The following is a 14,077-nucleotide window of genomic DNA, read 5'->3' on the forward strand; positions in this document are numbered from 1 at the left end:
TTTTTCTAGCCTGCCCACGGCGCAAATAGTACGTTTCTTCGTAAAATCCACCTCTCTTGCGCAACATGACAAGAGTAAGTTTCGCTTCTGTTGTCCCATCGGCTGGGATGCTTTTGCCTATCTCATCTAAAGCGAGGAGCTTCCTTCACTTTTCCGCCCGTTCCAGCTGTGCAGAGCAATGCCGCTGGCTCTCACCCTGGCTATAGAGTTTGTATCAATGCGCAGTGTGCATGATCGAATCTGGAGGGCGTGGGAGGTTTCGAGGGCACGATCTGGATTTTGAAGTTCGCTCATAGGGCAGCGCCCGCTTTGACGAGCGTCGCCAACGCGAGCCTTGCGCTCTATATGATCAGGATCAAGGCTCGCGAGAGAAGATTGTCGGCGGTCGCGAGGAGATCGCGAAAGCTTCCTGCGCAAGCGCTTGACTGCGGCGCTGGCACACCGGCGGAAGTTTGCTGTTCCGACTTTGGATTGGCCGCTGCTCGCGCCAACTGTGGCTATGTTCGCCAGTCCATCTGCTCTTCACGCCGTTCACCATCGAATGCCTGCTTTCCCTTCGCGGCCAAAAGCTCCCGGGCATGCTTACCGTCATGGCCCTGCAGCTTCGCGGCGATCCAGAGCATCGCGCCGTAGATGATTGCGCGATCGTCATTGGTGAGCTCGACAATGCCTGCCTTGAGGACGAGACCGCCAAGCTCGATCAGCTGTCGGGTGCGTTTGCGACGCTCCACCTGCCATGTTCTCATGTCATTGCGAGCCTGTGCCGCCTGCCGGCGATTGCGCGCTGCCCGATTGCGCTGGAGCGCCGCGAGGGTTGCGCTGAGATGCCGAAGCAGTTCGCCGGCACCTGCTCTCGAAAAACATCACCCCACGCTTAGCCCATGCCTCACGCTTTGCCGTGTCTTTCGTCTCAGTGATTGCGACCAGTGCGCCCGCCAGTTCGTCGGCGCTGAGCTGATCGGCGCCGGTGGCGATCACCAGCTCGCCAAGCTGCTGCACCTTTCTGGTTTTGAGCTCTCGCGCTTTTGCTTCCAGGGCTTGAAGTTCTGCGTCGAAGTCCCGCGGTTTGCGCATGGCTGTCTCCATCGGTTGTCGGTCGGAGGATGATAGGGGAGCGGCTGCCGGAAGGCTTCAGGGTCGCCGAGACAGCCCGGGACGGGCTGGTCCATCCCGAGATTTTTTCGAGGGAGGGCGCGCTTATACGTCGTGCCGACGTGGGCTTTGACGTGCAAATGATCTGGTCGCGATGGCGATCTATCATCTTCACGTCAAGGTCATTGGCCGCAAGGCAGGCTCAAGCGCTGTGGCGTCCGCCGCCTACCGCTCGGCCTCGCGGCTGAGTGACGAGCGGATAGAACGCAGCCACGACTTCTCCGCCAAGCGCGGTGTCGTTCATTCCGAGGTGATGCTGCCGGAGGATGCACCGGAGGCCTGGCGCGACCGCGAACGGCTTTGGAACGATGTCGAGGCGTTCGAGGTGAGGAAGGATGCGCAACTTGCCCGCGAGGTCGAGTTTGCGCTCCCGCGTGAACTCAGCCAGGCGCAAGGCATCGAGTTGGCGCGCGACTTCGTTCAGGCTGAGTTCGTAAGCCGGGGCATGGTCGCCGATCTCAATGTGCACTGGGACCGCGCAGAGGATGGAAGCCCCAAGCCGCATGCTCATGTCATGCTGACCATGCGGGCCGTGGACGAGAATGGTTTTGGCGCCAAGGTTCGAGACTGGAATGCTACCCAGCTGGTTGAGCGCTGGCGCGAGCGATGGGCGGAGCTGGCCAATGAACGCCTGGCCGAACTCGACATCGACGCGCACATCGATCATCGCAGTCTGGAAGCGCAGGGCATTTCACTGGAGCCGCAAACCCAGATTGGTGCGCCAGCACAGCGCATTGAGGGCAGTGGCCTTGCTGCTAGCGACATTGAAGCAGATCGCGCCGAACTGCATCGCGACATCGCGCGCAACAATGGTGCGCGCATCATTGCCGATCCATCCGTGGCGCTCGATGCCATCACGCATCAGCAATCGACTTTCACCCGAAAGGACATTGCGAAGTTCTCGCATCGGCACAGCGACGGAGTGGAGCAGTTCAACGCGGTCGTGGCAGCCATCAGCAACGCACCCGATCTGATTGAACTCGGCAAGGACGGACGTGGCGAAGATCGCTTCACCACTCGGCAGATGATCGACACCGAACAGCGCCTTCACCGCGCTGCGGAGCGTATCGATTTGGACGAGAGACACGCGGTGAGTAAGGCACATCGCGAGGCGGCACTGGCGCGCGCAGCGCAACGCGGGCTTGTCCTTTCGAGCGAGCAGACCGATGCGCTGGCGCATATCACCGATAGAAACGGTCTTGGTGTCGTCGTCGGCTTTGCCGGAACGGGCAAGAGCGCCATGCTGGGCGTTGCGCGCCAGGCATGGGCAGCGGCGGGCTACGAGGTTCGAGGCGCCGCACTCTCCGGCATTGCCGCCGAGAATCTGGAAGGCGGATCAGGCATCTCATCACGCACCATCGCCAGTATGGAGCATAGCTGGGGACAGGGCCGCGATCTGCTCACAGCTCGCGATGTCCTGGTGATTGATGAGGCCGGCATGGTCGGCACGCGCCAGTTGGAGCGCGTGCTTTCCCATGCCGCCGACGTTGGCGCAAAAGTCGTACTCGTCGGCGATCCGCAGCAGTTGCAGGCGATCGAGGCCGGCGCCGCGTTCCGTTCCATCCACGAGCGTCATGGCGGCGTCGAAATCGGTCAGGTCCGCCGGCAGCGTGAGGACTGGCAGCGCGATGCCACGCGCGATCTGGCAACCGGCAGGATCGGCGCCGCGATCGGCGCCTACGATGCGCAAGGCATGGTGCATCAGGCTGCAACGCGCGACGAGGCGCGAGCTGAACTCGTCGAGCGCTGGGATCGCGACAGGCAGGCGCATCCAGAGGCAAGCCGGATCATCCTCACCCACACAAACAACGAGGTGAGCGCGCTCAACCAGGCAGCGCGCGAGCGCATGCGCGCTGCCGGCGATCTCGGCGACGAGGTTCAGGTGGATGTGGAACGCGGTGCAAGGGCCTTCGCCGGCGGCGACCGTGTCATGTTCCTGCGCAACGAGCGCGCGCTTGGCGTCAAGAACGGCACGCTCGGCGTGATCGAAGAGGTCAGCATACAGAGGATGACGGTTCAAATCGACGACGGCCGATCCGTGCGCTTCGATCTGAAAGACTATGCCCACATCGACCACGGCTATGCCGCGACCATTCACAAGGCCCAGGGCATGACCGTCGACCGGACGCATGTGCTCGCCACACCGGGCATGGATGCGCATGGCAGCTACGTCGCACTGTCGCGGCATCGAGACGGAATGGACCTGCACTACGGCAGCGATGACTTCACGACCCGCGAACGCCTCGTCCGGACGCTGTCACGGGACCGCGCCAAAGACATGGCGTCGGATTACGAGCAGGTCGACTCGGCGCAACACTATGCCGAACGGCGCGGTATCACGTTCCGCGAGCGCGCGGTCGAGATCGTGCGCCGGATCGTTCCGGAGAAGCTGCGCGACAGGATAGGCGGACTGCTCGACGGGTTGCGCTCGCCCGCAGACGCCGTGCCCATGCAGGAACGTGGACCTGGGCCGGGAAGGGAGAGTGTAGAGGTACGGATCGGAGATGCGGACCCGACGCCCGGCAGAGAAAATCTCGCCACCGGAGTGCCACGCGGCGCGAATGTGCCGGTGGACGCGGAAGCGGCGTTGCGCAGCGCTCGTACGAAGGCGCTTATTCGTCACGCGCGCGCTATCGACGCGATATCGCACAACGGAGATGCGGATGGGCTGGGCAGTCCCGAGCAGATGCGCGAGTTGAGGGATGCCCGTAGGGCCTTCGAGAAGGTGCGGCCCTTTGGCTGGCGCGATGCCGAAGCGGCTTATGTGAAAAATCCCGAACTTGTCCACGAGGCGGGGGCTGGCCGTGTCCGCCGCATCGTGCTTGCTCTCCAGCTTGAGACGGAAATCCGCACCGGGATGGACATCGATCCAGGCCGCCGCGCCGACCGTTTCGTCGAACGCTGGCAAAAGCTCGATCGGACGGGACGGGAGCAATATCAGGCCGGCGACATGTCCGGCTACAAGTCAACGCGCTCGGCCATGTCCGATATGGCCAAGAGCCTTGAACGCGATCCGCAGCTTGAATCCATGCTTGCCAATCATAAGAAGGCGCTTGGCATCGAGGTCGAATCCGGCCGGCGTCTGGGTGTGGAACTGGCATTCAGCCATGGCATCGGAAAGGGGCGGGGCCTTGGGCTCTGACACCCCTCCGATTTGCCACCGTTTTCACGCTACAGGCGGATGAAGCGAAAAATCGGATTGCCTCCGGCATGGGTTCGTCCTGTCTGTCCCAACAGAAATCAGCTACAACCATTCAGGTGGACGCAAGCTATGTCCGAGCCGGATCGTATCGTTCGTCTCAAAACAGTCCTCGCCAGGACCGGCCTGTCCCGCTCGACAATCTATCGCAAGATCGCCGACGGCACGTTCCCGGCTCAACTGAGGATCAGCACCAATGGCGCCGGGTGGCATGAATCCGAGATCAACCGCTGGGTTGAGGATCCCATTCGATGGGGGTCGAAGGCTGAGGTGAAGAGGTCCGATTGAACGGGTAGGTGCAACAACCTGGGGGCTTCCTTGCCGGTTCTGCAAATTGTCAATTTGCACTAGCGCGGTCACACGCTCCCATCGCTCAACCTGTTACTTCCGATAGCTTCTTGATGGCTGACGGAGCGCTAAAACCGAGAATCTCGGCGAGGTTTATAAACTCCACGACATCAACACGTCTCTGTCCGCTTTCTAGTCGAGCTACGAACGATTGGTATTGGCCGAGCCTGGTTGCCAACTCAACTTGCGTAAGGCCTGCCGCTTCACGGTTTTTGATCAGCAGCGCGATCAAAGCTTTGTGCCGATTCGTACCGAGTGTATCGACCACTTATCACCTCATCTGAACTCAGATGGGGGCTTCCTTTATATCTGATTTTCAGTTATCTTAAATTCAGATATTTAACTGAGGCCGCCAAAGCGTTTGGCTGTATCACTCCATGCAAAGCTGTTTGGAGCTCGGATCATGGATGATTCCGACGATAGCATAAATTTGTTTTTCATCACCCGGCGGCGCTTGCTGACGGGAACGGCCACGGGCGCGGCGGCATGGCCCTTCCAGGCAAAATCGCTGGCTGGCGAACTGACGGACGGCAGCGCGGCCGATCCTGCTCTTCGTCTGTGTGGGAGCTGGCAAAGAATCCATGATGAGACACTGGCGCTGTGCCGCGAACAGCAGCGGTTGGAGACACACCTCGCCAGGATAGTTGGCTTTCCCTGCGCCAAGGTGCGGCTTGCCGATGGTACGGACGTGACGCTCCATTCCATCGAGAGCCTGAACGATGCCCACTCTCCTGAAAATGAAGTCGAATGGGGCAGGGCGCTTGCGGATTTCGTGGCACACCAGGCGCGCTGGGACGCTGCTGATGCTGAGATCGGCTATTCGAGAACAGACGAACTGATCCGAAAATCGGAAACAGTCGAAGGGGCACTTCTGGATGATCTACCGCAGACAGCGGCCACGTCCATCGAAGGCATTTTGGCCAAGCTCAAGGTCATCCTGCGTGACGGTGAGCACTGGGAACATCCAGACGATTTTCCCTGGCCGCACATCCGATCGGTACTGAATGACCTCGTCCGTCTTCACCGTTTAGACGTTGCGACGAACCCAAGCTCAGAAAAGCAGCAAAACTCACAGAGCAGGTGAAGCCTTGATGAAAATCTTGGATCGTTTTCAAAGCGGTGTGGCACCTAACGGTGAGGTCGGTCCCCATCCGGCCGACCGTCACGTCGGCAGGCAGATCGCGACTCTGCGAGTCCAGTCGGACGTCTCGCAGGCGCAACTGGCCCGTGCGATCCGCATCAGCTTTCAACAGCTCCAGAAATACGAAAGCGCGCGCAACCGCGTCAGCGCTTCCACGCTCTACGAAATCGCCCGCTCGCTGGATGTTCCTGTCAGCCGCTTCTTCGATGGTCTGCCGGGCAATGGCGAGGCAACCGCTCCGCTCCTGACCGTAGACGAACGCCTGGGATTCATCGCCAGCGCGGAAGGCAGACGCTTGATCGAAAGGCTGATGCGACTCCCCCCGCGTGTGCGCAACCGCGTGTCGTCTCTGCTCTTTGAATTGGGAAAGGAAATCGATCCTGTGCAATGCCCAGACGAGTATTAGAAACGAGGTTGAGGAGGTCGTGAGGGCCCGCGCCACTTGTTGCCTACAACCTCGGAAAGACGGCGGTGGGTGTAGTCAGGCGATCCCGCCAGACATGCCTGAGAGCTTCTCCAGAGCCGCCCGGAATAGCTTGCGGCTTGAGGTTGGGACTTACGGATTTCCGAAAAGCACGCCTTGCTATCCAATTCTGCGACTAATCAATTTGATGGCTTTTCTCATCTCCTGCATGCGCGCATCTGGGAGACATGGACCAAGATCATGATCTCGGCAGGATCGAACCAAGCCGCGCATTCTTATTTTCAGCAGAAGCCCAGCCGATCCGTAGCGAGCGCTACTCGCAATGGTTGTGAGGCACCAAAAAAGGGCCTTGTTCCGAGCGCCTGATAGAGCGATTCTGCGCCTTGCAAAAGCACTTGCGCGCCAAGCGGCTCGCGAAGACCACGAGCGTGAACAGGCCGAGAAAACTTATCATGACTCGAACCGCGATCTACGCACGCTTCTCAACCGACCTTCAAAATGAGCGATCAATCGACGATCAACTCGCTTTGTGCCGAGCATATGCAGAACGTGAGGGGTTGAACGTTGTCGCAACGTTTGACGACCGAGCACGCTCCGGTGGCTCCGTCCTGGGCCGTGACGGATTACTTCAGCTCATGGACAAAGCGCGTGAGCACGAATTCGACGTGCTCGTCGTAGAGGCACTTGATCGGCTCTCGCGCGACATGGAAGACCTTGCGGGCATTCACAAACGCCTTTCATTTCTCGGCATCGAAATTCGTGCCGTTCACGAAGGCGTGGTGAACACGGTCTTGGTCGGCCTGCGCGGTCTCGTTGGCCAGCTATACCGAGAGGACATCGCTCACAAAGTCCGCAGGGGCCAAGCCGGCCGAGTCAACAAAGGGCTTCACGCCGGCGGTCTGACCTATGGCTATTCGTACGTGCTAGGCGATCCCGGGAAGCGGATGATCGCAGAGGATGAAGCGGAAATCGTGCGTCGTGTCTTTCGAGAGTATGTCGCAGGGCAAACCCCGCGCGATATCGCTCACGATCTAAACACAGACCGCATACCGCCGCCTCGCGGTCGTGCCTGGAATGCCTCCACCATCAATGGAAATGTGCAGAGAGGGACGGGGCTGCTTCACAATGAGCTTTATGCTGGCCGCCTGATCTGGAACAGGGTCAGAATGATCAAGGATCCTGACACGGGGAAACGTGTCTCGCGCCCAAATCCCAAGGGTGACTGGCGAGTAGTCGCAGTGCCCGACCTCGCTATTGTTCCGTCCGACCTGTTCGACGCAGCACAAGCACGCAAGAAGGCGCGTGCAACCACTCATCCAAGCCACCAGCGCCGACCACGGCACATGTTGACGGGGCTCCTGAGGTGTGGTGCCTGTGGTGCGGGAATATCGTCGAAAGGCGTGGACAAGTCCAAGCGCATTCGCATCCGCTGTTCCGCCGCGACTGAAAGCGGAACATGCGCCGATCCCAAGACCTTCTATTTGGATACGGTCGAAGCTGCAGTTCTGAACGGCCTTTCCGCCGAGTTGCGCCATCCCGAAGTGATTGCCCAGTACGTCCAGACCTACCACGAAGAACGGAAGCGCTTGGCAGCCGACACCGATGCCAGGCGCAGCCGTTTGGAGCGACGGCTTGAAGAACTAACTCGGGAGATCGAGCGCCTGGTCAACGCCATTGCCAAGGGCTATGGCGACCCAGCCGTGCTGGGACCGCAATCAACAACGCTGAATGAAGAGCGTAAGGGCATTCTAGCCGAGTTGGATCGGGTGCCCGCCGCTACGGGAGTGATCGCGCTGCACCCTGCGGTGCTCGCTCGCTACGAGGAACAACTAAACCAACTTCGGACCGGGCTTGCTAAGGGCATTGCTTTTGGCGATTCCGAATGTGCAGAGGCAATGCGCGACTTGGTCGAAACCGTCACGGTGTTTCGAGATCCATCGAGGATCGGCGGCGTCGAAGTCGAAATCGCTGGGCGGTTAACGGCACTCTTGGGCGAGGGTGCCTTCCCCCACGGCGTCAAACGAGCGGGGGGAATGGTGGTAGCGGGAGACCGCTACATCGCAAGACCCACCATTGAGAAGGCGTTTTTTTGCTTTCGTCGGCATGCGGCGTGACGCAAGTCATTTGGACGTTCATCTGCCGACGATATCGACCTCCGAGGGGATGGAGGCTTTTTCGAAGGCTTGAGGCGCCTAAAGTCGAGCGTGGAAGGCGGTGCAGCCGTGCCTTCTGCGGAAGCGGGACCGACAGCGGCCCGACCGGCACCGGCGAAGCGAAAGCGGCGAGGAGGAGCCGCAGAATGATCGCCCAGCGGTGACGCCCACGAGAGACGCCACCGCCTTGGCTGATCGGTTACAGCGCCGCCAATAGCGCAAGTAGCGCGAACACGGCACCGACAAACACATTTTCAGCCAAGCTTGCAATGCGGTCCATTTTTGCCGGTTGCAGATGTTCAGGCGCAATCATGTCGAAGGCCATGGTCAGGCCGGACCAAAGCATCAGAATCGTCAGAATGGAAAGAAGGGTGTCGGTGGTAACAAAGCGGGGCTCCCGGGTTGGGTGAGGGAGCTCTCGGCGCACGCGCAGAGAGTCCTCACCGATGAAGGTGAAAGCTCTCGATGGGGGCGCATCCTGCATGCGTACGATCGAGGTGTACTGTGTTTTGATTGAGCGCGACACGCTGTAGGACACTACATCGGCTTAGTCTAGTGGCGATCACATAGGCGTCGATCCTGCTCAGGCAAGACGCTTCAGCGATTAGGCTCAAATTATTTTCGATGCCGGATTTTGCGACGGTCCAACCTGGCCGGGATCTTGCCGGCCCACAGGTAGATCTTGTGTTGGCCTTGTCCGCTGGCGTTGGGCGCCATGCGAAGCCCTTCGGATCAAAGCCATCGGCGAAGAGCACACTATCCAGACGCATGCGGTGGATGGTCTTGCCGGGTGAGCAGTGCCCATGTTCGGGCTTACTCTGCCAAGCGTCCGAATCCTGGTTCGCCTTTGTGGAGTCCTGAAATGTCGGATAGAGTATATAGCACCCACGCTGAGGTGGCCGACTGATTAGACCACTAGACCGTTGTGGCCGCCTCATCCGCATCATCCGCCAATATACGCCTTATCAGCGAGACTTGCTTCATCTTGGACATTTCCCGTCTAATGAGTCCAATTTGGGAATTGTCTACCGCATAGACCCATTCCTGAGCCTGTTGAACCACTGCCATGTTCGAGGTTCGCAACAGCTTCGAACGTGGCGCGCGGGTGATTTTATCCATCCCCGACGAGTATGACGCGGCGACGAACAAATGCGTAGGGCTCAACGGAAGAAACATGTGCCCATCTGGGCGGGAAATGCCGTCCGTCATGTAGAGCGGTCTGTCGGATGTCAGGAGGCGAGTTGTTAGCGATGACAGGTCTGCGACGTGCCATTGCATCTTCAAAAATCCGTCCAAAATCGTAGGATTTGTAATCGTATTGGTGGCGCTCAATATCGCTGTACGAAGAGGCATTGTAGGGTCTTTGTTAAGGAGGAATTCCCCGGCGCTATCTGGATCTCCCGGCTTTTTAAATAGCACATATTTCGCCTGCACCTCTGGTCGCGGCCGTGTCCAGCTCTTTGAAACAAATTGCTTGAAAGCGCTGATTTCGTCCGGGTTCCTTATAAGGAGTGACAGCATAAATCGTGCCCAAGCGACGCGCCCCTTTAACGTCTGCGGAATCCGTCCCTGGAGTAGTTCGCGGTAGGCGTCGGCCGCCGTGGTGTCGACCATACTCATGAATGTGCGCTCTACTATTTGTCGCTCCGCTTTTGGCACGCCCGGCATAGCGTACAGGTCTTTCTTAAAGCCAGTTCCACCGGGTCCCCAACGTCTCGATACGATTTGACCACCATAGTTACGCTTGAATTCCTCAAGCTGGTGGTCTTCCGAGCTAACCCAGGACTCTAGATAAAACTTCGGTACGAAGTGATGTTTGCGGGGGTCTTTTGCCGGTTTCAAACCGGAAGCTTCCAATGGACGTATGACGTTCCAATCAGCAGCAGAAACCACGGCAGTATGGCGAACATCACAGCCAACGTGGCTCGCTTAAGGTAGTCGTACTTCAGCGCCACGATTTCCGAGTTGCGCCAAATCTGGCCCATCACGTCCCTCTTAAGAGATGGCTCATCGAGAGCACCGTACTTTTGCAGGTAATCACCTTCCGTGAGTTTGGCGATCTCCTTGAAATAAACCAGCGACGCGTGGCCGCCCTTAAGGTGTGGGAACGCGCAGAGATACAGGTTGATGATTGTCCAAGCCACAGATGCTATGAAGACAAAAGCAGGCACCCCAACCCACCACGTCTTCAGATCATCAATAGTAAGATTGACGGCGGCGAACGCTACCTGCGCCGAGACGATGGCGAACAGCGCCGACACCTTGGAGTCGATGCGCGGGAAGAATCCCATGATGCGGTCGAGCTGACGTTCAGCCACGTCCAAGCCGATTTCTTTGAGCTGATTCATGGCACCCTCCACCACCAGTTAGAGCGATAGATCGTGGCACCATTCATGGTGTTCCACGTCATTTGATCCCACATGCTCCGGCCTTCGGTTATCTTGAGGCTGGTGTGAAGCATGTCGAACACCTCCTTCGTGATCCAGGTAGAGTGCTCATGCGGCAGTGTGCAGAGTTTAGCTGCCCAGTTGGCAGCTCGGCCAATCCACACCAGGTCATTTGAGCCCCGAATTCCGGCACGAGCGACGCGCAACTGCGAAGTGTCGATGCCGACCGTATGTTTCAATACAAATTCAGTGGTGTACTGCTTCATCAGGGAAGGCTGGACTATGTTCAGACACGCCCAATTGATTTTCAACGCCGCCCTAGAAGCTGCCGTGTTTTTGGAGTCTCCTAGGTAGACGGCCATCACGCGATCGCCGTCATAGGCCGTAATCACACCGCCTTCCGAAATAATAATTTTGGCGGCGCATCTAAGAAATGCCTTGTAAACCTCTGCCGCAAAGAAGGCACTGTGGCTATCAACAAGCTTTGTAGAGTCCGAAATGTCGGCATACAAAACGGTCGCATTCAGGTCGACGCCATCGTTGCCAAGCCGCAAACTATCTTGTTCGGGAACAGTGGTGCCGTCTCGTTTGGACCATCTCTCCGTAAAGATCTGCGTTACTTCGGTCTGTAAATCGTCCTTGAGTGCCACCGCCATCTCCCCGAAATAAAGATAGGCGTTAGTTAAGCGATTATGTATGTTTAACTACAGATACGCACAGAAATTGTTGTGCTTCACCTTTTTCCGCCACTGCTCCCAGCCGCTGCCTTTAGCCCGAGAGAGGACGTAGTATGTTTCGCCAACTCCTGCGCCTGCGCTCCGCCTGAAACGGCTCTACGCGCGCTTCTGAAGGAGGTAGAGCTGTCTGGATCCGCTGTGGTGCAACCTTGATCTAGCAGGCTGTTGAAAAAGGCACTCGCCATCGGTTTTCAACGATCATTGTCTCCGAAGGGATTCGGAGACGTACGCATGCGAGGCGGAGACGATCGAACTGGCGAACTGGTCAGCTACGTGGACCTTGAAGCCCGAGTTCGGCGCAATCATCCGTTGCGGACGATCCGGAGGATCGTGAATGAAGCCCTTTCCGCGCTGGAACGCGAGTTCGCGGCGCTGTACTCGCCGATCGGTCGGCCGTCGATCCCGCCGGAGAAGCTGCTGCGGGCGATGCTTTTGCAGGCGTTCTATTCGATCCGCTCGGAGCGGCCTTTGATGGAGCGGCTGGAATACGACCTTCTGTTCCGCTGGTTCGTCGGCATCGGCATCGACGACGCAGCCTGGGACCATTCGGTGTTCTCGAAGAACCGCGACCGGCTGCTTGAGGGCAACATCGCGGCGAAGTTCCTCAGTGCAGTCCTGGCGCAGCCCAAGGTCAAGAAGCTCCTTTCCACGGATCACTTCTCGGTCGACGGAACGCCGATCGCGGCCTGGGCGTCGATGAAGAGCGTCAAGCCGAAGGACGGCTCGGGCGAAGATGGCTCAGGCGAGCCGCCGGCTCAGGACGGCGGACGTAACGCGGAAGCGGATTTTCCATGGCCAGAAACGGTCGAACGGGACGCATGCTCGACCACCGACCCCGATGCCAGGCTCTGTCGCAAGGGGCGGGGCAAGGAGGCCAAGCTCTGCTTCATGGGGCACGGGCTGATGGAGAACCGCCATGGCCTGCTGGTCGATGCCTGCCTGACGCTGGCTGACGGGCATGCCGAGCGGGTGGCCGCACTGCATATGGTCGAGCCTCGCGCCGGCCGACCGCAGGCGATCAAGCTCGGTGCCGACAAGGCCTACGATGCAGGACTTCGTCAACGAACTGCGTTCGATGAAGGTAATGCCGCATGTGGCGCAGAACACCAGCGGCCGCAGTTCGGCCATCGACGGGCGCACCACCCGGCATAGCGGCTATGCTGTCAGTCGGCGTATTCGCAAGCGCATTGAAGAGGCGTTCGGCTGGATCAAGACGGTCGCCGGGCAGGAGAAGACCAAGTTGCGCGGTCGCGACCGCGTCGGGTGGGCCTTTACCTTCGCTGCCGCCGCCTACAATCTGGTGCGATTGCCCAAGCTGCTGGCGGTGCCGGCATGACCGCGCCCACGGGCTGCCAACTGATCGGCCACTGCCGGATCATCGAAGCCGATCTGTGGGATCGCGGCTACCTGAACCTCGGTGGACCCGCAACCATCACCGTCGGACCCGACAACCATGCCGAGATAGCCTTTGCCGCCCTGCAAGCCGGCCTCGATCTCAGTTACAGCCCCTCGACGATCTTCTTCACATGGGCCGGCTTCGACGAGATGGATGAAGTCGCCGGCGATGGTTCCGCCGAATTGCTCGACGACGGCTCGATCGAGATCACATTCGCATACCACAACGGCGACGAAGCCATCCTCAAGGCAATACGACAGACTTCTTCAACAGCCTGCTAGGCATCTATCGGCGTTCGAGTCGGTAGACCGCTACCGCTTTTCCCCCCCTCTCAGAAGACTTGCGGTATTTTTTACGGTGTTGGGCGTGATAGACCTGTCTTGGTGCTGCAAAGACCGGTGGGGAACGGCAAAATCTAGCCCGAAGGTCCGATACGAGGACACTTGTAAGCTGAAACCCCAATGAGTTGTGCGCGAATCCAATCGACGCGCTGACCGAGACCCGCCGTTCTCTCAGCACGCAATCGGCGGCTGGACCGGGGTGGATAGATCTCGTAAGCTTAAAAACTTCACATTGTATGTGCGTAGTTGCAAGAACGCTCTGTGGGGTTTGAAGTGATAAGGCGTGCAAGCTGCTTTCGTGCCTTGGGCTTATTCATTCCTTTTGTGCTAGCCATTGGCTGGTCCCCGTCATCTCGAGCAGACACCATGAAAATCCTGTCATGGAATATATCGAACTACGTACCGGCGGCCGGTTACTCATATCGTGGTGAAATAGGCACGTGGCGCACGGAAGCAGACTTACTTGCCATACGTGCAATCTTGGACGATGGATACGATGGGATATTCCTACAGGAAGCAGTCAACGAGCTCGCCATACGGTCTACGGTCGGTCCGTCATACTCAGTTCTTTCGACTGATGAATACCGCAAACTTACGAGCGCTCCGCCACTCCTCGAACGATTGGTCCAACCATTCGTCGCGATATTAGAGACTCCCACTATGTATGTCACATCTGTCGCAAGCTTTCGGCTAGACGATGCTCAAGACCGCGCTCACCTGACCCGTGACACGCTGTATGTCGAATTGTTGTGGATGCAATACAAAGTCGGTTTAGTACATGTCCATCTGAAAAGCGGAT

The 14,077-nt window shown here is 58.6% G+C and carries 13 protein-coding genes and 1 pseudogene; 7 read left to right on the forward strand and 7 right to left on the reverse strand.

What is annotated here, in order from left to right; translation table 11 throughout:
- Positions 1–497 precede the first annotated feature (497 nt).
- Together NKL06_RS24005 and NKL06_RS24010 are read right to left on the reverse strand one after the other, a co-directional pair.
- Entirely contained in the window at positions 498–746 is a 249-nt protein-coding gene (locus tag NKL06_RS24005; RefSeq protein ID WP_023669904.1) for a conjugal transfer protein TraD, read from the reverse strand.
- 1 nt (position 747) lies between these two features.
- Positions 748–1,074 (reverse strand): conjugal transfer protein TraD, encoded by a 327-nt coding sequence (locus NKL06_RS24010; protein ID WP_023691676.1) that lies wholly within the window; start codon positions 1,072–1,074, stop codon positions 748–750.
- A 172-nt stretch (positions 1,075–1,246) separates the two neighbouring features.
- Between NKL06_RS24010 and traA the strand changes: the two genes are divergently transcribed.
- Complete coding sequence (gene traA / locus NKL06_RS24015; protein ID WP_023691675.1) at positions 1,247–4,294, forward strand: Ti-type conjugative transfer relaxase TraA; 3,048 nt, start codon at positions 1,247–1,249, stop codon at positions 4,292–4,294.
- Positions 4,295–4,423: 129 nt separating this feature from the next.
- Positions 4,424–4,639, forward strand: coding sequence for a helix-turn-helix transcriptional regulator (locus NKL06_RS24020; RefSeq protein WP_023669907.1), 216 nt, complete (start codon positions 4,424–4,426; stop codon positions 4,637–4,639).
- A gap of 85 nt (positions 4,640–4,724) precedes the next feature.
- Here NKL06_RS24020 and NKL06_RS24025 read toward each other — a convergent pair whose 3' ends face one another.
- Positions 4,725–4,967 (reverse strand): helix-turn-helix domain-containing protein, encoded by a 243-nt coding sequence (locus tag NKL06_RS24025; protein ID WP_023699715.1) that lies wholly within the window; start codon positions 4,965–4,967, stop codon positions 4,725–4,727.
- A gap of 135 nt (positions 4,968–5,102) precedes the next feature.
- Between NKL06_RS24025 and NKL06_RS24030 the strand changes: the two genes are divergently transcribed.
- From NKL06_RS24030 to NKL06_RS24040, 3 genes are all read left to right on the forward strand, one after another.
- Positions 5,103–5,783: a hypothetical protein gene (locus NKL06_RS24030; RefSeq protein ID WP_023691674.1), complete on the forward strand. Its 681-nt coding sequence runs from the start codon at positions 5,103–5,105 to the stop codon at positions 5,781–5,783.
- 7 nt (positions 5,784–5,790) lie between these two features.
- Positions 5,791–6,246 (forward strand): helix-turn-helix domain-containing protein, encoded by a 456-nt coding sequence (locus NKL06_RS24035; RefSeq protein WP_023686247.1) that lies wholly within the window; start codon positions 5,791–5,793, stop codon positions 6,244–6,246.
- Positions 6,247–6,716: 470 nt separating this feature from the next.
- Positions 6,717–8,378 (forward strand): recombinase family protein, encoded by a 1,662-nt coding sequence (locus NKL06_RS24040; protein WP_023691673.1) that lies wholly within the window; start codon positions 6,717–6,719, stop codon positions 8,376–8,378.
- 238 nt (positions 8,379–8,616) lie between these two features.
- On the opposite strand, the gene NKL06_RS24045 is transcribed toward NKL06_RS24040, so the two are convergent.
- The 4 genes from NKL06_RS24045 to NKL06_RS24060 form a co-directional block, all read right to left on the reverse strand.
- Positions 8,617–8,901, reverse strand: a complete 285-nt coding sequence (locus NKL06_RS24045; protein WP_031210372.1) for a hypothetical protein — start codon at positions 8,899–8,901, stop codon at positions 8,617–8,619.
- A gap of 431 nt (positions 8,902–9,332) precedes the next feature.
- Positions 9,333–10,259, reverse strand: a complete 927-nt coding sequence (locus NKL06_RS24050; protein ID WP_023691671.1) for a DUF4238 domain-containing protein — start codon at positions 10,257–10,259, stop codon at positions 9,333–9,335.
- The gene (locus NKL06_RS24055; RefSeq protein WP_023691670.1) at positions 10,256–10,765 is read right to left on the reverse strand and encodes a Pycsar system effector family protein; all 510 of its coding nucleotides are present in this window, start codon (positions 10,763–10,765) and stop codon (positions 10,256–10,258) included. Before NKL06_RS24055 ends, NKL06_RS24050 begins: the two co-directional genes overlap by 4 nt.
- The gene (locus NKL06_RS24060) at positions 10,762–11,454 is read right to left on the reverse strand and encodes an adenylate/guanylate cyclase domain-containing protein (RefSeq protein ID WP_023691669.1); all 693 of its coding nucleotides are present in this window, start codon (positions 11,452–11,454) and stop codon (positions 10,762–10,764) included. Before NKL06_RS24060 ends, NKL06_RS24055 begins: the two co-directional genes overlap by 4 nt.
- Before the next feature lie 318 nt (positions 11,455–11,772).
- Between NKL06_RS24060 and NKL06_RS24065 the strand changes: the two are divergent.
- Together NKL06_RS24065 and NKL06_RS24070 are read left to right on the forward strand one after the other, a co-directional pair.
- Positions 11,773–12,877 (forward strand): annotated as a pseudogene (locus NKL06_RS24065) (IS5 family transposase).
- On the forward strand, positions 12,874–13,218 hold the full coding sequence (locus NKL06_RS24070) for a hypothetical protein (protein WP_023691668.1): 345 nt from the start codon (positions 12,874–12,876) through the stop codon (positions 13,216–13,218). Before NKL06_RS24065 ends, NKL06_RS24070 begins: the two are co-directional and overlap by 4 nt.
- The last annotated feature ends 859 nt before the right edge of the window (positions 13,219–14,077 follow it).

It is taken from the genome of Mesorhizobium sp. C268A (assembly GCF_040324475.1).
In the GTDB taxonomy this organism is placed as follows: domain Bacteria; phylum Pseudomonadota; class Alphaproteobacteria; order Rhizobiales; family Rhizobiaceae; genus Mesorhizobium.

What these genes read in the sequence shown, in the direction of transcription:
- NKL06_RS24005 (WP_023669904.1), bottom strand. Translation starts at nt 746, where the DNA reads ATGAGAACATGGCAGGTGGAGCGTCGCAAACGCACCCGACAGCTGATC.
- NKL06_RS24010 (WP_023691676.1), bottom strand. Translation starts at nt 1,074, where the DNA reads ATGCGCAAACCGCGGGACTTCGACGCAGAACTTCAAGCCCTGGAAGCA.
- traA (WP_023691675.1), top strand. Translation starts at nt 1,247, where the DNA reads ATGGCGATCTATCATCTTCACGTCAAGGTCATTGGCCGCAAGGCAGGC.
- NKL06_RS24020 (WP_023669907.1), top strand. Translation starts at nt 4,424, where the DNA reads ATGTCCGAGCCGGATCGTATCGTTCGTCTCAAAACAGTCCTCGCCAGG.
- NKL06_RS24030 (WP_023691674.1), top strand. Translation starts at nt 5,103, where the DNA reads ATGGATGATTCCGACGATAGCATAAATTTGTTTTTCATCACCCGGCGG.
- NKL06_RS24035 (WP_023686247.1), top strand. Translation starts at nt 5,791, where the DNA reads ATGAAAATCTTGGATCGTTTTCAAAGCGGTGTGGCACCTAACGGTGAG.
- NKL06_RS24040 (WP_023691673.1), top strand. Translation starts at nt 6,717, where the DNA reads ATGACTCGAACCGCGATCTACGCACGCTTCTCAACCGACCTTCAAAAT.
- NKL06_RS24045 (WP_031210372.1), bottom strand. Translation starts at nt 8,901, where the DNA reads ATGCAGGATGCGCCCCCATCGAGAGCTTTCACCTTCATCGGTGAGGAC.
- NKL06_RS24055 (WP_023691670.1), bottom strand. Translation starts at nt 10,765, where the DNA reads ATGAATCAGCTCAAAGAAATCGGCTTGGACGTGGCTGAACGTCAGCTC.
- NKL06_RS24070 (WP_023691668.1), top strand. Translation starts at nt 12,874, where the DNA reads ATGACCGCGCCCACGGGCTGCCAACTGATCGGCCACTGCCGGATCATC.